Origin of the sequence: Nocardioides sp. dk884 (assembly GCF_009557055.1) — a bacterium.
Classification (GTDB): Bacteria; Actinomycetota; Actinomycetes; order Propionibacteriales; family Nocardioidaceae; genus Nocardioides.
Genome location: NZ_CP045649.1, coordinates 2,032,494 through 2,049,587, shown reverse-complemented (window position 1 = coordinate 2,049,587; position 17,094 = coordinate 2,032,494). Strand labels below are relative to the sequence as shown.

Annotated in this window: 17 protein-coding genes; 13 read left to right on the top strand and 4 right to left on the bottom strand. The window is 72.7% G+C overall.

Annotated elements, in window-relative coordinates; all coding sequences use genetic code 11:
• Nucleotides 1-3: 3 nt before the first annotated feature.
• Genes tatC through GFH29_RS09920 form a run of 4 tightly spaced genes read left to right on the top strand, consistent with a single transcriptional unit; the run spans nt 4 to nt 5,054 of the window.
• Nucleotides 4-849 (top strand): twin-arginine translocase subunit TatC, encoded by an 846-nt coding sequence (gene tatC / locus GFH29_RS09935; RefSeq protein ID WP_228387865.1) that lies wholly within the window; start codon nt 4-6, stop codon nt 847-849.
• Between the two features lie 31 nt (nt 850-880).
• Complete coding sequence (locus GFH29_RS09930) at nt 881-1,318, top strand: hypothetical protein (RefSeq protein ID WP_153323250.1); 438 nt, start codon at nt 881-883, stop codon at nt 1,316-1,318.
• A gap of 32 nt (nt 1,319-1,350) precedes the next feature.
• Complete coding sequence (locus tag GFH29_RS09925; RefSeq protein ID WP_153323249.1) at nt 1,351-2,229, top strand: diacylglycerol kinase; 879 nt, start codon at nt 1,351-1,353, stop codon at nt 2,227-2,229.
• A 20-nt stretch (nt 2,230-2,249) separates the two neighbouring features.
• The gene (locus GFH29_RS09920) at nt 2,250-5,054 is read left to right on the top strand and encodes a DEAD/DEAH box helicase (protein WP_153323248.1); all 2,805 of its coding nucleotides are present in this window, start codon (nt 2,250-2,252) and stop codon (nt 5,052-5,054) included.
• Nucleotides 5,055-5,134: 80 nt separating this feature from the next.
• Here the strand turns inward: GFH29_RS09920 and GFH29_RS09915 are convergent, their stop codons facing one another.
• On the bottom strand, nt 5,135-5,794 hold the full coding sequence (locus tag GFH29_RS09915) for an NAD(P)H-binding protein (RefSeq protein ID WP_153323247.1): 660 nt from the start codon (nt 5,792-5,794) through the stop codon (nt 5,135-5,137).
• Between the two features lie 248 nt (nt 5,795-6,042).
• On the opposite strand from GFH29_RS09915, the gene GFH29_RS09910 reads away from it, so the two are divergent.
• Complete coding sequence (locus tag GFH29_RS09910) at nt 6,043-6,426, top strand: VOC family protein (RefSeq protein WP_153323245.1); 384 nt, start codon at nt 6,043-6,045, stop codon at nt 6,424-6,426.
• A gap of 106 nt (nt 6,427-6,532) precedes the next feature.
• Here the strand turns inward: GFH29_RS09910 and GFH29_RS09905 are convergent, their stop codons facing one another.
• The gene (locus GFH29_RS09905; protein ID WP_153325723.1) at nt 6,533-7,438 is read right to left on the bottom strand and encodes a 5'-3' exonuclease; all 906 of its coding nucleotides are present in this window, start codon (nt 7,436-7,438) and stop codon (nt 6,533-6,535) included.
• 69 nt (nt 7,439-7,507) lie between these two features.
• Between GFH29_RS09905 and GFH29_RS09900 the strand changes: the two genes are divergently transcribed.
• On the top strand, nt 7,508-7,963 hold the full coding sequence (locus tag GFH29_RS09900) for an Lrp/AsnC family transcriptional regulator (protein WP_153323243.1): 456 nt from the start codon (nt 7,508-7,510) through the stop codon (nt 7,961-7,963).
• Nucleotides 7,964-8,080: 117 nt separating this feature from the next.
• Here the strand turns inward: GFH29_RS09900 and GFH29_RS09895 are convergent, their stop codons facing one another.
• Nucleotides 8,081-9,472, bottom strand: coding sequence for a KamA family radical SAM protein (locus GFH29_RS09895; protein WP_153323241.1), 1,392 nt, complete (start codon nt 9,470-9,472; stop codon nt 8,081-8,083).
• Between the two features lie 150 nt (nt 9,473-9,622).
• Between GFH29_RS09895 and GFH29_RS09890 the strand changes: the two genes are divergently transcribed.
• From GFH29_RS09890 to GFH29_RS09860, 7 genes are all read left to right on the top strand, one after another.
• Nucleotides 9,623-10,681: an L-erythro-3,5-diaminohexanoate dehydrogenase gene (locus GFH29_RS09890; protein WP_153323239.1), complete on the top strand. Its 1,059-nt coding sequence runs from the start codon at nt 9,623-9,625 to the stop codon at nt 10,679-10,681.
• A complete protein-coding gene (locus tag GFH29_RS09885) occupies nt 10,678-12,237 on the top strand; it encodes a lysine 5,6-aminomutase subunit alpha (protein WP_153323237.1) in 1,560 nt (519 codons plus the stop codon). The genes GFH29_RS09890 and GFH29_RS09885 overlap by 4 nt, the downstream gene beginning before the upstream one ends.
• Nucleotides 12,234-12,974, top strand: coding sequence for an OAM dimerization domain-containing protein (locus GFH29_RS09880; protein WP_153323235.1), 741 nt, complete (start codon nt 12,234-12,236; stop codon nt 12,972-12,974). The genes GFH29_RS09885 and GFH29_RS09880 overlap by 4 nt, the downstream gene beginning before the upstream one ends.
• Nucleotides 12,975-13,021: 47 nt before the next feature.
• Complete coding sequence (locus tag GFH29_RS09875; protein WP_416224765.1) at nt 13,022-13,387, top strand: hotdog domain-containing protein; 366 nt, start codon at nt 13,022-13,024, stop codon at nt 13,385-13,387.
• 390 nt (nt 13,388-13,777) lie between these two features.
• Nucleotides 13,778-15,328 carry an apolipoprotein N-acyltransferase gene (lnt, locus tag GFH29_RS09870; RefSeq protein ID WP_228387863.1) on the top strand — a complete coding sequence of 517 codons (1,551 nt, stop codon included), beginning with the start codon at nt 13,778-13,780 and terminating at the stop codon, nt 15,326-15,328.
• Between the two features lie 59 nt (nt 15,329-15,387).
• The gene (locus GFH29_RS09865; RefSeq protein ID WP_153325721.1) at nt 15,388-16,107 is read left to right on the top strand and encodes a polyprenol monophosphomannose synthase; all 720 of its coding nucleotides are present in this window, start codon (nt 15,388-15,390) and stop codon (nt 16,105-16,107) included.
• Between the two features lie 22 nt (nt 16,108-16,129).
• Nucleotides 16,130-16,600: an FxsA family protein gene (locus tag GFH29_RS09860; protein ID WP_153323232.1), complete on the top strand. Its 471-nt coding sequence runs from the start codon at nt 16,130-16,132 to the stop codon at nt 16,598-16,600.
• A gap of 20 nt (nt 16,601-16,620) precedes the next feature.
• On the opposite strand, the gene GFH29_RS09855 is transcribed toward GFH29_RS09860, so the two are convergent.
• Nucleotides 16,621-17,007 (bottom strand): RNA polymerase-binding protein RbpA, encoded by a 387-nt coding sequence (locus tag GFH29_RS09855; RefSeq protein WP_153323230.1) that lies wholly within the window; start codon nt 17,005-17,007, stop codon nt 16,621-16,623.
• Nucleotides 17,008-17,094: the final 87 nt, after the last annotated feature.

The window sequence follows — 17,094 nt, the reverse complement described above, 5'->3', positions numbered from 1 at the left end:
GGCTTGTCCGCGCTCTCCGGGTTCGCCAAGCTCTACTCCGGTCGTCCCCAGCACCCGGTCGGGCCGGGGGGCCGGATGGCGTTGTCGGACCACCTGCGCGAGGTCCGCGCCCGACTGCTGCGCTCCGCGACCGTGCTGGTCGTGGCCTTCGTCGTGGCGCTGTTCTTCTACGACCAGCTGCTCGACCTGGTGCTCGATCCCTACAACGAGGCGCGCGCCGCGCTGCCCGACACGATCGAGACCAAGGCCTACATCGCCAGCGCCGGTGGCCCGCTGCTGCTGCAGCTGAAGCTGTGCGGGGTGGCCGCGATCGTGGTCTCCAGCCCGTACTGGCTCTACCAGATCTGGGCGTTCATCGTCCCGGGCCTGCACCCGGGGGAGAAGCGCTGGACCCGGGTCTTCGCCGGGGTCGCCGGGCCGCTGTTCATCGGCGGCGTCGCACTGGGCTACTACGTGCTCCCCAAGGGCCTGGAGGTCCTCATCGGGTTCACCCCCGACGGCCTGGAGAACCTCGTCGAGTTCGGGGAGTACTTCAGCTTCTTCACCCGGATGATGCTGGTCTTCGGGATCGCGATGGAGATCCCGCTGTTCGTGATCATGCTCAACCTCGCCGGCGTGCTCAGCGGCAAGGTGCTCGGGCGTTACCGGGCCTGGATCATCGTCGGCACGTTCGTCTTCGCCGCGGTCGCCACGCCCTCCACCGACCCCTTCTCGATGCTGATGCTGGCCGTCCCGATGCTGGTGCTGTTCCTGGTGGCGGAGGCGGTCTCCCGGCTCATCGACCGCCGCCGCGGCCGCGGGGCCCACGGCACCGACCAGTGGGCCGACGACGAGGTCTCCACCCTGTGAGCGGCCCGGTCGCCGACGCCGGGAGCCAGCCATGAGCGCCGGCCCGGCCCCGCTCAGCGACGTCGACCCGTTCGACCTCCCCGACTGGTTGGGCACCGGCGAGGTCACCTGGACCTCACGCTCCGGGCTGCGCGCCGGCCACCTGGTCGCCGGGGTCCTGCACCCCGGGGAGGCCGCAGTCGACGCCGACGCGTACGCCGTGGCCTGCGACCTGCTCGCCGTCGACGCGGCGTACCCGGTGCCGGTGGTGGGGGAGCCCGACCGCACCCGCACCCACCAGGCCTGGCACCGCGGGGAGGTCCACCTCGTCGAGCACGAGGCGCGGCTCACCCTCGCGATCCCCGGCACCGGCTTCGACGCCGATCTGGTCCTGGACGCGCTCGGCCGGCTGGCCCGCGCGGTCGGCGCCTCCCCCGAGCGCTACAGCGCGTGCCTGCGCATCGGCGGCGGTCCGCGGCGGACTCCCTGACGGCCACGGAGCCGATGGCCTAGGGTGCGGCCGTGACCGGCCCGCGCGACATCGCAGTGCTCTCCAACCCCACCTCGGGCAAGGGCCGCGGCGCGCGCGCCCGGGCGCTGACCATCCAGCGGCTGCACCAGGCGGGCGTGCACGTGCGGGACCTGGCCGGCGCGGACGCCGCGGAGAGCGGCGCCCTGGCCCGTGCCGCGGTCGCCGACGGCGTCGACGCCGTGGTGGCCGTCGGCGGCGACGGGCTGGTCCACGTCGCGGTGCAGGCGCTGGCCGGCACCGGGGTGCCGCTGGGGATCGTGCCCGCCGGCACCGGCAACGACGCCGCCCGCGCGCTCGCCATCGACCCCGGAGACCCGGCGGCGGCCGTGGACCGGGTGCTGGCCGGGCGCACCCGTGTCGTCGACCTGGCGCGCAGCGGCGCGACGTACTACTCCACGGTGCTGTGCGCGGGCTTCGACGCGATCGTCAACGAGCGCGCCAACACGATGACCTGGCCGCGGGGGCAGATGCGCTACAACCTCGCCACCATCGCCGAGCTGCGCACCTTCCGCCCGCTGTCCTATGTGCTCGACCTGGACGGCGAGGTGCTGCGCACCGACGCGATGCTGGTGGCCGTCGGCAACGGCCCGTCCTTCGGCGGCGGGCTGCGGATCACCGAGGGCGCCTCGCTCGACGACGGGCTGCTCGACGTGGTGGTGATCAAGCCGCTCAGCAAGGTCGCGCTGGTGCGGACCTACCCCAAGCTGTTCCGCGGCACCCACGTCACCCACCCGCAGTACGAGCGCCACCTGGTGCGCCGGGTGACCATCGCCGCGCCCGGCATCGTCACCTACGCCGACGGGGAACGCTTCGGTCCGTTGCCGCTCACCGTGGAGTGCGCACCGGGAGCCCTCACCGTGCTCTCCTGAGCCTCACGTAGGTTGGGCGCATGAGCGCCGACGAGCTGTCCCCGTCGGAGCGGTACGCGTCGTACCGACAGCACAAGAACCACCCGGTCCTGCGGGAGTTCCAGTCGCTGCACGACTTCCCGCTCGACGACTTCCAGCTGCGAGCCTGCCGCGAGATCGAGGAGGGGCGCGGGGTCCTGGTCGCTGCGCCCACCGGGTCCGGCAAGACGATCGTGGGGGAGTTCGCGATCCATCTCGCCCTCGAGACCGGCCGCAAGGCCTTCTACACGACCCCGATCAAGGCGCTGTCGAACCAGAAGTATCACGACCTGGTGGCCCGCTACGGCCCCGACCAGGTCGGGCTGCTGACCGGTGACAACACCATCAACGGCGAGGCGCCGGTGGTCGTGATGACCACCGAGGTGCTGCGCAACATGCTCTACGCCGGCTCCCGGACCCTGCTCGGCCTCGGCTTCGTGGTGATGGACGAGGTGCACTACCTCGCCGACCGCTCCCGCGGCGCGGTGTGGGAGGAGGTGATCATCCACCTGCCGGAGTCGGTGGCGCTGGTCTCGCTCTCCGCCACCGTGTCCAACGCCGAGGAGTTCGGCGAGTGGCTGGCCACCGTGCGCGGCGAGACCGCCACGGTGCTCGAGGAGCGCCGCCCGGTGCCGCTCTATCAGCACGTGATGGTCGGGCGCCGGCTGCTGAACCTGTTCGCGGGCTCCGACGTCGATGCCGCCGCCGGCTTCGTCAAGGAGGGCGCCGCGGTCAACGGCGAGCTGATGAAGGTGGCCCGCGACGACTGGGCAGCCACCCACGTGCGCGACCGCCGCTCCCCGCGCGGTCAGGGCGGCAAGGGCCCCAAGGGCGGCGGGCGCCAGGTCGGCAACGGCCGCCGGGTCTGGGTGCCGAGCCGTCCGGAGGTGATCGAGCGCCTCGAGCGCGACGGGCTGCTGCCGGCGATCGTGTTCATCTTCAGCCGGATCGGCTGCGACGCGGCGGTGCAGCAGTGCCTGGCCGGCGGCGTACGCCTCACCTCGCCGGAGGAGCGCGACGAGATCTATGAGTACGTCGAGGAGAGCTGTCGCCACCTGCCCGACGAGGACCGCCACGTCCTGGGCTACCACGACTTCCTCGACGGCCTGACCCGCGGCGTGGCCGCCCACCACGCGGGCATGCTGCCGGCGTTCAAGCAGTGCGTGGAGGAGCTGTTCACCCGCGGTCTGTGCAAGGTCGTGTTCGCCACCGAGACCCTCGCGCTGGGCATCAACATGCCGGCCCGGACCGTGGTCATCGAGAAGCTGACCAAGTGGAACGGCGAGACTCACGCCTCGATCACCCCGGGGGAGTACACCCAGCTGACCGGGCGCGCGGGCCGCCGTGGCCTGGACACCGAGGGCCACGGTGTCGTGCTGTGGCAGCAGGGGATGAACCCCAAGGAGCTGGCCGGCTTGGCCTCGACGCGCACCTATCCGCTGCGCTCGTCGTTCCGCCCGTCGTACAACATGGCGGTCAACCTGGTCCACCAGTTCGGCCGGGCGCGCTCGCGGGAGCTGCTGGAGCAGTCCTTCGCCCAGTTCCAGGCCGACAAGGCCGTCGTCGGGCTGGCCCGGCAGCTGCGCAAGGCCGAGGACGCCCTCGACGGCTACCGCGAGGCTGCGACCTGCCACCTCGGCGACTTCATGGAGTACGCCGCGCTGCGCCGGCGCATCTCCGACGTCGAGAAGGACGCCAGCCGCGCCCGCAAGGCGGACCGGCGGGTCGAGGCCATCGAGTCGCTGCGGGCGCTGCGTCCCGGCGACGTGATCCGGGTGCCCACCGGCAAGTTCGCCGGGTACGCCGTGGTGATCGACCCGGGCTGGTCGCCGGACGGCCCGCGGCCCTATGTCGTGACCGCCGACCGGCAGGCACGGCGCCTGGCGATGATCGACTTCCCGACCCCGGTCGAGGCGCTGGGCAAGGTGCGGGTGCCGAAGAACTTCAACGGTCGCAACCCGCAGATGCGCCGCGACCTGGCCTCGGCGCTGCGCTCGCGCACCCACGACCTCGCGCCGCCGCCGGGGAGCCGGTCCGGGGGAGCCCGCACCGCGATGGCGCAGTCGGGAGCCGACGAGGAGGTGGCCCGGCTGCGCGAGCAGCTGCGCGCGCACCCCTGCCACGAGTGCCCCGAGCGCGAGGACCACGCCCGCTGGGCGGAGCGCTGGCACAAGCTGCGCCGCGACGCCGACACCCTCCAGCGCCGCGTCGAGCAGCGCACCAACACCGTCGCGCGCCAGTTCGACCGCGTCTGCGACGTGCTCACCGCGCTGGACTACCTCGACGGCGACGAGGTGACCCCGCGCGGGCGGCACCTGATGCGGTTGTACTCCGAGCTCGACCTGGTCGCGGCGGAGTGCCTGCGTCACGGGCTGTGGGACGACCTGTCACCTTCCGAGCTTGCCGCGGCGCTGTCCGTGCTGGTCTTCGAGGCCCGGCGCCCCGACGACGCCTCCGTGCCGCGGCTGCCCGGCGGCCGGGCCCGCGACGTGATCGGGGAGATGGTGCGGGTCTGGGGCGAGCTGGACCGCCTCGAGAAGGACCACCGCCTCGACTTCCTGCGCCAGCCCGACCTGGGGCTGGCCTGGACGGCGTACCGCTGGAGCGAGGGCGACGACCTCGACGACGTGCTGCGCGCCAGCGAGCTGGCGGCCGGCGACTTCGTGCGCTGGATGAAGCAGCTGCTCGACCTCGCCGGGCAGGTCGCCAACGCCGCCGGCGACTCGCCGGTGCGCCACACCGCGCGCCAGGTCGTCGACCAAGTACGCCGCGGCGTGGTCGCCTCCGGCGGGCTCGCGGAGGACTGAGCAGCGACCAGCCCGGGGCCGGTGGCCCCGGGCTGAGTCGTGTTGACTGAGTCGTCCTGACTGGGCAGGTGTTGGCGCGATCAGCTGGACGCCGCTGCGACCGCTTCCGCGACCGGGGTGGTGCCGTTGACCAGGTTCCACTGGTGCCGGATGCTGCCCGGGGTGTCGAGGACGGCCGCGATCACCGCCGCCACGTCGGCGCGGGTCACCGCGTCACGCTCGACCTCGCCGCCCAGCTCGACCTCACCGGTGGCCGGGTCGTCGGTGAGCATGCCGGGGCGCAGGATCGTCCAGTCCAGCCCGCTGTCGCGCAGCGCCGCGTCGGCGTCACGCTTGGCCTCGACGTACGCCTTCCAGACCGGCGCGGTGTCCTCGGGCAGCGGGTTGTCGACTCCGATCGCGGAGACCTGCACGAACCGGACGATCCCGGCCCGGCGAGCGCCGTCGATCGACTTCAGCGACCCCTCCAGATCCACCGTGCGCTTGCGCTCGATGTTGCCGTCCGGGCCGCCGCCGGCGGCGAAGACCACCGCGGCACAGCCGGCGAACGCCTCCGCGAACCCCGCGGCGTCCTGGGCCTCGATGTCGAGCAGGCGCACCTCGGCGCCCTGGGACTCCAGCTCCTCGCGGTACTCCTCGCGGCGCACCAGCGCCACCGGGGTGTGCTCGCTGCGGCGCAGGACGTGGATGAGCTGCTGGGCCACCTGACCGTGGCCCCCGACGATTGCGATGCGATCCATGGGCTCACGCTACGAGGGGGTTGGTGAGCGCCTGCGGCGCCGACAGGAGGCCGACCGGGGGCCGCGACGTCGTCGTTTGGTCCCCAACGACAACATTTCGGGCCCCCGGGATGTCGTTTGGGACCAAACGTCGCATCGCCCGACCCCGAGCACCCACCCCCCAGGCCACCCAGGTGAGCGGTCCGCCCGGGCGGCTGTCGTCGCCGTTGCGGACCCCGAGGACCTGCAACCCGACCTACGCTCCTCCCATGGCGATGCACTGGACGTTGGGCGGTGACGCGAACGACCCGCACGCGCTGGCGGCGTTCTGGGCGAGCGCGCTCGGGTACGTCCTCGAGCCGGGATACGAGGAACCGGACGGCGCCTCCATCGTCGACCCGTCCGGCAAGGGCCCCGCGATCGCGTGGCTGCGCGTCCCCGAGGCCAAGGAAGCGAAGAACCGGTTCCACATCGACATCCGGGTGGCCGGCGAGGAGAGCACGGACATCGCCGCGCGGGCACAGCTGATCCGCGACAAGGTTCGCGACCTCACTCGCCTCGGCGGCTCCGTGATCCGCGAGCAGCACTACGGCGACGTGCTCGGCCACGTCGTGATGCGCGACCCCGAGGGCAATGAGTTCTGCGTGGCCTGACCGGGGCCGAGGCCAGGAACGTTGTCGTTTGGTCCCAAACGACACATCTTCGGGCCACGGGAATGTCGTTGGGGACCAAACGTCGCATCCCCGAGGGCCGCAGACCTCAGCCGGCGAGCGCCTTCAGCAGCCGCTCGGTGGGCGACTCGAGCCCCCACTGGGCGGCGAGGGCGCGTACCCGGTCGGGGTCGGCGGGGGAGCGGGGGATCTCGTGGCCGGTGCGCGGCAGGTCGAGATCGCGGGCGACCGCGACCACCTGCGGGGCGACGGCGAGGTAGTCGGCCGCGGCCTTGATCTTCGCGCGCGGCCCGGGTCCCATGCCGGAGTCCGGGTCCGCGGCGGCGGCGAGGATGCCGGGCATGTCGCCGTAGCGCTCCAGCAGGGTTGCCGCGGTCTTCTCCCCGACGCCCTTGACGCCCGGCAGGCCGTCGGAGGCGTCGCCGCGCATCGTGGCGAAGTCGGCGTACTGCGCCGCGTCCACCGCGTACTTGGCCCGCACCCAGTCGTTGGTGACCCGCTCGTGCTTGCTGATGCCGCGCGCGATGTAGAGCACCCGCACCTCGGCGGCGTCGTCGACGAGCTGGAACAGGTCGCGGTCCCCGGTCACCACGTCGACCGGGCGCCCTGCGCCGGTGGCGAGGGTTCCGATCACGTCGTCGGCCTCGTAGCCGTCAGCCCCGACGACCGCGATCCCGAAGGCCGCCAGCACGTCGCGGATGATCGGCACCTGCACCTGCAGCGGGTCCGGCACGACCTCGACGTCGGGCGCCTGCTCGACCTCGGCCTCGACGCGGTGGGTCTTGTAGGTCGGCACCAGGTCGACGCGCCACTGCGGGCGCCAGTCGTTGTCCCAACAGCACACCAGCTCGGTGGGGCGGTACTCCTCGACCAGACGGGAGATGAAGTCCATCAGCCCGCGCACCGCATTCACCGGGGTGGTGCCGTCGGGAGCGAGGATCTCGGGTACGCCGAAGAACGCGCGGAAGTACATCGACGCGGTGTCCAGGAGCATCAGGTGGCCAGGTGTCTGCGGTGCGGTCACCCTCGGATCCTCCCACGAGGCTGTGGCACTCTGAGCGACGTGACCGCCGCCGAGGTCGAGGCAACCGACCGCAAGATCCTGCAGCTGCTGGCTGCCGACGGACGGATGTCCTACACCGACCTCGGCCGCGCGACGGGGCTGTCCACCTCGGCGGTGCACCAGCGGGTCAAGCGCCTGGAGCAGCGCGGCCTGATCCTCGGCTACGGCGCCACGGTCAACCACGGCCAGCTCGGTCTGCCGCTCACCGCGTTCATCTCGATCCGCCCGATCGACCCCTCCCAGCCCGACGACTGCCCCGAGCGGCTGCGCGACGTCCCCGAGATCGAGTCGTGCTGGTCGGTGGCCGGCGACGAGTCGTACATGTTGAAGGTCCGCACCGCCACCCCCGCGGCCCTCGAGGACCTGCTGGCCCGCATCCGCGCCGCCGCCAACGTCTCCACCCGCACCACGATCGTGCTCTCGACGTACTACGAGAGCCGCCCGGTCACCGGCTGAGGATCGCTCCCGGCGGGTGGTCGCCGGCGTCGGCGGGCGTCGAAAACCCTCACGTTTGGTCCCCAACGACAACAAACGGGGCCCGAAAGATGTCGTTGGGGACCAAACGTCGCACCCTCACCCGTGCCGGGCCCACCACGCCTGCCCGGCGGGCGGGAGCGTGTGGATCGGGTCGTAGTACTCGAAGCGGCGCTCCAGGGCGTCGGGGTCGGCGCTCTCGAGGGAGGTGCGGTAGTTCTTGGTCCAGTACGAGATGCCGCGCTCGGTGTCGTAGTCGGCGAGCTGGTGCACCCACCGCTTGCCCACGAAGGGGACGTCGCAGACGATGCGCGGGGTGGCGAAGCCGGGGAGGTAGCCCATGATCTGGTGCTGCAGGCGCTGGGCGTGGGCGACCGAGACCCGCCAGTGCTCGCTGAACGGGATCATGTCGCACATGTAGAAGTAGTAGGGCATCACCCGGGCGTCGTCGAGCAGCCGGAAGCACAGGTCGAGCAGGCTGTGCGGGTCGGCGTTCACCCCGTCGAGCAGCACCCCCTGGTTGCGTACGTCGCGCAGACCCGCGTCGAGCATCGCGCCGCTGGCCCGGGCGACCAGCGGGGTGATCGACTGGGCGTGGTTGGCGTGGGTGTGGATGGCCAGCGACACCCCGCGGGAGCGGGCCAGCTCGGCGACCCGCGCGACACCGGCCACCACGTCGGGCTGCAGCCAGTGCTGGGGCAGCCCGATCAGCGCCTTGGTCGCGAGCCGGATGTCGCGGATGTTCTCGATCTCCAGCAACCGGGTGAGGAAGTCCTCCAAGCGCGGCCACGACATGTTCGCGACGTCGCCGCCGGAGACCACGACGTCGCGCACCTGCGGCGTGCGCCGCAGGTAGTCCAGCATCGCATCGAGGCGATTGACCGGCTTGAGCTCGAAGCGCAGCTTGTCGACCACCGGGGTCGAGGTGCCGACCAGGTCCATGCGGGTGCAGTGCCCGCAGTACTGCGGGCAGGTGGGCAGCAGCTCGGCGAGCACCTTGGTCGGGTAACGGTGGGTGAGCCCCTCGCTGGCCCACATCGCGTGCTCGTGCAGGGAGTCGCGGCTGGCGTGCGGGTGCGAGGGCCAGTCGGTACGCCGGTCAGAGAAGACCGGGACCATGTAGCGGCGCACCGGGTCGGCGTAGAACGCCGCGGTCAGCGACCCCGGCCCGGCGGGGAGCGCGTCCGGCGCCATCGTGTTCAGCATCTGCGGCGGCACCAGCATCGACATCGTGGCCCGCTCCGCCTGGTCGCGGGCCAGGTCGTCGTAGAACACGTCGTCGACCAGGTCACCGAGCAGCTCGCGCAGCTGGCGCAGGTTCTTCACGCAGTGCGCGCGCTGCCACTGCACCGACTCCCACTGCTCCACCGTGACGCCGCGCCACCCGGGGAATCGGGTCCAGTCGGGCTCCACCAGCTCGGCGCGGCGGTAGGCGTAGGGCTGCTCGCCACGGGGGGCGTCCGGACGTGGGGTGGTGACGTGGACGGTCATGGGCGGTCTCCCGGGTGGCGGCGGACGCGGAGGGCGCGCGGTCGTTGTGTGACCTGCGTCATGTCTGCCACAGTAGGAGCCGATCGTCCCGCCCGTCCACCTATCAGCCGGAAGATTTCCTGTCCGACGGCGCTAGATATGGAGATATGAATGCGCGCGTTGCTCACCAGCGACCCGACCGGCCTGCACCGCGTGCTCGACGCGGAGCGGGTCCTCCCGCAGGCCGCCGAGCGCCTCGACACCCGCCGCGAGCTGTGGCCCGACGAGGTCCGGGTGCGCGTGGAGCGGCTCAACCTGGACGCGGCGTCGTACCGCCAGCTCGCGCACGCCCACGCCGGCGACGGTGCGGCCGTACGCCGCACGGCGCTCGACATCGTCGCGGCGCGCGGCAAGATGCAGAACCCCGTCACCGGCTCCGGCGGCATGCTCGTCGGCACGGTCGAGGAGGTCGGGCCCGAGTCCCCGCTCGGGCTGCGGGTGGGGGAGCGGGTCGCGACCCTGGTCTCGCTGACCCTGACCCCGCTGGTGATCGAGGACGACCTGGCCCGCTGGGACGGCCTCGGCGAGCAGGTGCCGTGCACCGGCTACGCGGTGCTCTTCGGCCGCTCCGTGGCCGCGGTGCTGCCCGAGGACCTGCCGACCGCACTCAGCCTGGCGGTGATGGACGTCTGCGGCGCACCCGCGCTGACCCGCCGCGTCGTGGAGCAGTACGCCGCGCGCCCCGGCGCCCACCCGCCGACGGTCGCGGTGCTGGGCGGCGGGGGCAAGTCCGGGTCGTTGAGCCTGGCCGCGGCCCGCGAGGCCGGTGCCGGGCGCACGGTCGGGGTGGTCCCGAGCGAGGCGGAGGCCCGGCGCCTCGCGGCCACCGGGCTGGCTGACGTGGTGGTCATCGCCGACGCCCGCGATCCGATCGCGCTGCGCGACGCGGTCCTCGAGGCCGGCGGACCCGCCGACGTGAGCGTGGTGTGCGTGGACGTGCCGGGCTGCGAGGGCGGGGCGGTGCTGGCCACCGCCGAGCGCGGCACCGTCGTGTTCTTCTCGATGGCCACCTCCTTCTCCGCGGCCGCGCTCGGCGCCGAGGGCCTGGCCGCCGACGTCACGATGCTCCTCGGCAACGGCTACGTGCCCGGGCACGCGGCGTACGCCCTCGACCTGGTGCGGCGCCATCCCGGCGTCCGCGAGCTGCTGAGCGAGCGGGTGGAGCGATGAGCACCCTGGACCTCGACCCCACCACCATCCGCCAGGCCCGCGAGCTCGCCCGGCGCGCCGGGGAGCCGATCGTGCGGATGGCGCGGGAGCACACCACCGTCGCCGTCGAGCGCGCCACGCTGCGCCTGGCCGGGCTGGGCGGCGCCGACGCCGAGGGGACCCCGTGGGTCAACCGTCTCGCCGACGCGGTGCGCGACGAGGTCGGCCTCGAGCACGGCGTCGCGCTCCCGGTCTGGGACGCGCTCCTGCGCGGCGAGGCCGACGACCTGGCCACGCTCGCCCAGAAGGCAGCTGCCGGTTCGGTCTCGTTCCGGCTGCCGTCCGGCGCGGACGCCGAGCGGGCGCGCACGGCCTCCCGCGACCTGGTCGGCCAGGGGCTGGCGCGCATCGACCAGCGCCGCGTCGAGCGCCGGACGATGATCGACACCCACGGCGACGCCCCCAGCAAGCCGTGGATCTACCTGATCGTGGCCACCGGCGACATCCGCGAGGACATCCCGCAGGCCCAGCAGGCCGCCCGCGAGGGCGCGGACGTGATCGCGGTGATCCGCTCCACCGGCCAGAGCCTGCTGGACTACGTGCCGGAGGGGGAGACCCACGAGGGCTTCGCCGGCACCTACGCCACCCAGGAGAACTTCCGGCTGATGCGCGCCGCGCTCGATGAGTCCAGCCGCGAGCTCGGCCGCTACGTGCGGCTGACCAACTACGCCAGCGGGCTGTGCATGCCCGAGATCGCCGTCCTGGCCGGGCTCGAGCGGCTCGACATGATGCTCAACGACTCGATGTACGGGATCTTGTTCCGCGACATCAACCCGGTGCGCACCTTCGTCGACCAGCGCTTCAGCCGCCAGGTCCACGCCCGCGCGGGGATCATCATCAACACCGGCGAGGACAACTACCTCACCACCGCCGACGCGGTGGAGGCCGCGCACACAGTGACCACCAGCCAGCTGCTCAACGAGTACTTCGCCAAGGAGGCCGGGCTGGAGGACTGGCAGCTCGGGCTCGGGCACGCCTTCGAGATCGACCCGGACCTGCCCGACTCCTTCCGCCTGGAGCTCGCCCACGCGCTGCTGGCCCGCGAGCTGTTCCCGGACGCGCCGCTGAAGTGGATGCCGCCGACCCGGCACATGACCGGGAACGTGTTCCGCGGCTACCTGCTGGACGGGTTCTTCAACCTCGCCGGCGCGCTCACCGGCCAGGGCATCCTGCTGGTCGGGATGATGACCGAGGCGGTGGTGACCCCGTGGCTCTCCGATCGCGACCTGGCGCTGCGCAACGTGCGCTACGTGCTGGAGGCGGCGGGTGGGCTGCGCGAGGACTTCCACCCCGCCCCCGACGGCCTGATCGCCACCCGTGCCCGGCAGGTGCTGGGGGAGTCGGTCGACCTGCTCACCCGGATCACCGCGCACGAGCACGGCCTGCTCGACGCGATCGCCGACGGCACGTTCGGGCTGATGCGCCGCCCCGCCGACGGCGGGCGCGGACTGGACGGCGTCGCCGAGAAGGCCGACGGCTACCACAACCCCGCCACCGACCTGCTGGAGGAGTCATGATCGTGCGCCCCTACGGCGACACCACCGGGGACGGGATGGTGCAGCTCAGCTTCACCCTCCCGCTGCCGCACTCGAAGGTCGCGGAGGGCGCCGCCGCGCAGCTCGCGGCGTCCATGGGCATGGACCCGGCGATGGTGGTGCACGCCCAGGCGATGGGCCCGGGCTTCACGTTCTTCGTGGTCTACGGACGGGTCTCCCACCTCGTCGACACCGACACGGTGCAGGTGGTCGAGCGCGACTACCCGCTGCTCACCCCGGCGGAGGTCAACGCCGCCATCCGGCGCGCGCTGCGCCGCCGTCTGGTGGTGGTCGGCGCCTGTGTCGGCACCGACGCGCACACCGTGGGCATCGACGCGATCCTCAACATCAAGGGGTTCGCGGGGGAGAAGGGCCTGGAGTACTACCGCGAGGTCAAGGTGGTGAACCTCGGCGCCCAGGTCGCCGTCGACGACCTCGTCGCCCGCGCGGTGGAGGACCGCGCCGACGCGGTGCTCGTCTCCCAGGTGGTCACCCAGCGCGACGCGCACCTGCTGCACGCCCGCGAGGTGGCCGCCGGGTTCGCCGCGGCGTACCCCGACGGCGACCGCCCGCTGCTGGTCGTCGGCGGGCCCCGGTTCGAGGAGTCCGCGGCCGCCGAGCTCGGCGTCGACCGCGTCTTCGGGCGCGGTACGACGCCCGGCGAGGTCGCGTCGTTCTTGGCCCACCGGGTCGCGGCGCGCGCGGAGGTCGAGGCGTGAGCGGCGACCGGCCGGTGCTGGGCACCCGGGTGGTGCACCGGCGCTACGTGCCCTACAGCCATGCCCACTACGCCGGCAGCCTCGTCGACGGCGCCTACGGGCTGGGCCTGTTCGGGGACGTCGCCACCGAGATGTGCATCCGCACCGACGGCGACGAGGGGCTCTTCGCCGGGTACGCCGAGGTCCGCTTCCTCGCCCCGGTGCGCGCCGGCGACGTGGTGGAGGCCACGGCCGAGCTGGTCGCGGTCGGGACCCGCTCGCGGACCCTGGAGCTCGCCCTCCACGTCGTGGCACGGGGCCGCACGAGCCCCGTGCAGCCGGGGGCCGCGGGGCTCCTGGACCCGCCGCTGCTGGCCACCACGGCCCGCGGCACGGTGGTCGTCCCCGGCCCGCTAGCACAGCCGGTCGACTGACGCGCCGCACAATTGGCGACCCGCCGAAGTGGTCTGGATTCGGTGCAAATTTTGGGTAGGTCCGATCATGCCGCTGACCTGCGAGGACATCTCTTCGCGCAGGTCAGCGCGGTGTTGACAGGCGAACCAGGAGCGGTCACCGTGAAGCGTCCGCCCATGCAGATCGTGGTTGGCGGACCGGCGTCCGAGTGGCTGTGTCGAAGGGTGTGGGTGCCAGGCACCTGTTCGACATTGTTCGCGGAGGTCGGTTCGCCCCACGGGGCTGGCACGGGAGGAACCCGGACCCCCTAGACAACAACCTCGTGGTCGGCAGCCAGCCGGGCAACGGGTTGGACCGAAGGGTTTCGGGCTCCTCCCGTCGCTCTGCCAGCGCCCGGTACCGTGGATGTCGTGCTGAAGCGGACCGCCCTGGCCCTCGTCGCCGGCTTGGCGCTCGCGCTGGCCTTCGAACCCGTCGCGCTGCCGGTGCTGTTGCCGGTGGGCGTCGCCGGCTTCGCCCTGGCCACCCGCGGGCTGCGCGCGCGCAGCGGGTGGATCCCCGGCCTGGTCTTCGGCGCCGCGTTCTACTACACCCACATCTGGTGGATGCGCTCGGTCGGCACCGACGCCTGGCTGGCCCTCGCCGGCATCGAGGCGCTCTTCTACGGCCTGCTCGGCTCCGTCGCCGCAGTGCTGCACCGCCGCCGGTGGTGGCCGCTGTGGCTGGCCACCGCGTGGGTCTCGATGGAGGTCTGGCGCAGCGGCTGGCCGTTCAGCGGCATGCCCTGGGGTCGGCTCTCCTTCGGCGTGGTCGACACCCCTGTGGCGGACGCGCTGCCGTACGTCGGGGCGATCGGCGTCTCGTTCGTGCTCGCGCTCGGCGGCACCCTGCTCGCCGCGCTGGTCGTGGAACGCGGTCGGGCGCGACGCGTGGTCGCCGGCGCGCTCGTCGCAGGCGTCGTGCTGCTCGCCGTACCGGTGGTGGCGCCGTGGTCGCCCACCCCGACCGGGGAGGCGACGGTGGCCGCGGTGCAGGGCGACGTGCCCGGGCCCGGCAACAACATCCTCTACGACGCCCCCGGCGTCACCCGCAACCATGTCGAGGCGACCGTCGAGCTGGCCCGCCAGGTGGAGGAGGGCGAGGCGCCGCGGCCGGACTTCGTGGTCTGGCCGGAGAACTCCACCGCCTCCGACCCGTTCCGCGCCGGGGAGATCCGCGACGGCATCGACACCGCGGTGGACGCGATCGGCGTCCCGGTGCTGGTCGGCGGGCTGGTCGACGGTGGCCCGGGCCACGTGCTCAACCAGGGCATCGTGTGGGACCCCGAGACCGGGCCGGGGGAGCGCTACACCAAGTGGCATCCCGTGCCGTACGGCGAGTGGATCCCGTTCCGCGACTTCTTCACCGCCCAGTTCGGGCGTCTCGCGATGGTCCCGCGCGACATGCTGAGCGGCACCCGCACCTCCCCGCTCGACATCGCCGGCGTGCCGGTCGCCGACGCGATCTGCTTCGACGTCGCCTACGACGACGGCATCTACGCCCAGGTCGAGAACGGCGCGGAGATGCTGGTCGTGCAGACCAGCAACGCGACCTTCATCCACACCGACCAGATCGACCAGCAGTTCGCGATCACCCGGGTGCGCGCCATGGAGACCGGCAAGTGGGCGGTGGTCGCGGCGACCAACGGCGTCTCCGGCGTCATCGCCCCCGACGGCACCGTCGTGGCCAGCGCGGATCCGCGCACCCAGGAGGTGCTCCTCGAGCGCCTCGAGCTCAACGACGCGGTCACCCCCGGCGTCCGGCTGGCACCGTGGATCGGCGCCGCCTGCCTGGTGGCCACCGGCCTCGCGCTGCTCGCCGGACTGATCCCGTATCGTCGCCGGGTGCGACCGGCACCGGTCGACGACGACTCGCGCGAGCTCGTCACCGCCGGCAGTCCCCGAGGAGCAACCCGCCCGTGAGCAGCACCCCCACCCCCGACGCCGGCGCGACCCGGAAGGTCGGGCCGCAGCGCGTGGTCATGGTGCTCCCGACCTACAACGAGGCCGACAACCTGGCCTGGATCGTGGGCCGGCTGCACGCCGCCCAGCCCGACGTGGACGTCCTCGTCGTGGACGACGCCTCACCGGACGGGACCGGCGACATCGCCGATGAGCTCGCCGGCACCGACCCCCGCGTGCACGTGCTGCACCGCACCGGCAAGGAGGGGCTCGGCGCGGCGTACCTGCACGGCTTCGCCCACGCGCTCGAGTCCGGCTACGACGTCATCGGCGAGATGGACGCCGACGGCTCGCACCAGCCCGAGCAGCTGCACCTGCTGCGCGCCGCGCTCGCCGACGCCGACCTGGTGATCGGCTCGCGCTGGGTGCCCGGCGGCACCGTGGTGAACTGGCCGCGGCGTCGCGAGCTGCTCTCGCGCGGAGGCAACCTCTACGCGCGCCTGCTGCTCGGAATCGCGGTACGCGACGCCACCGCCGGCTACCGGCTCTATCGGCGCGCGACCCTGGAGGCGATCGACCTCGGGTCGGTGCGCTCGACCGGGTACGTCTTCCAGACCGAGCTGGTCGCCCGCACCCTGCAGGCCGGGCTGCGGGTGCGCGAGGTCCCCATCGAGTTCGTGGAGCGCGAGCGCGGCGACTCCAAGATGAGCGGCGCGGTCGCCGTGGAGTCGTTGCGCCGGATCACCGTCTGGGGACTGCGCGAGCGGGCCGCGCAGGTGCGCCAGGCACTGGGTCGATGACGGTGCTGGCACGATGGAGCCCATGAGCACCACCCGCCGCCCCCGCACCCGCTGGGTGCTGCTGTTCCTCTTCGTCCTGCTGCCCCTGGCCGAGCTCTTCGTGGTCATCCAGGTCGGCCAGGAGATCGGTGCCTGGTGGACGATCGCACTGCTCGTCCTGGGCAGCGTCGTCGGGTCCTCGCTGATCCGGCACGCCGGCGCCCGGGCGTGGGGCGCGCTGCGCACCGCGGTCGCGACCGGCCAGGTGCCGGGCCGCGAGGTGTCCGACCAGGCGCTGGTGCTCATCGGCGGGGCGCTGATCGTGTTCCCGGGCTTCCTCACCGACGCCCTCGGCGTGCTGCTGGTGCTGCCGTTCACCCGGCCGCTGTTCCGCCGCCTGGTGAGCGGGCTCGTGGGCTCCCAGCTCGTCGTGATCAGCACCGCCACACAGCGACGCCCCGGACCCGGATCCGAGGGATCCGTGGTCCGGGGCGAGGTCGTGGACGACGACTGAGCCGCCGTACCGGGCTCGGCTCAGGCCGTGGCCTTGCGCTTCTTCGCGTTGGCGCGGTGCAGGTGCGCCGGGCCGATCTCACCGCCGCGCAGCAGCTCGAGACGCTCCTTGAGGATGTCCTCGAGCTCCTTCTCCGAGCGGCGCTCCAGGAGCATGTCCCAGTGCGTGCGGGCCGGCTTCTCGACCTTCTCCTCGCGCACGATGCCGGCGGTGCTCAGCGCCTCGGCGCCACACCGCGGGCACTCCCACACAGCGGGGATGTCGGCCTCGACCGACATGGTGATCTCGAACTCGTGGTTCTGCGCGCAGCGGTAGCCGACCTGCTGACGCGCCGCGAACTCGATGCCGCGCTCGTCCTCGAAGCTCTGGCCGCCGAGTCGGGCTCCACGCAATGTGCGCTCTGCCATAGAGGCGCCTCCGTTCTGTTCCCCGTGTAGCGGTGACTGGAGTCGGGATCCGGCTCCAGAAGTCTTCAACGTTACTGAGGGGTCTGG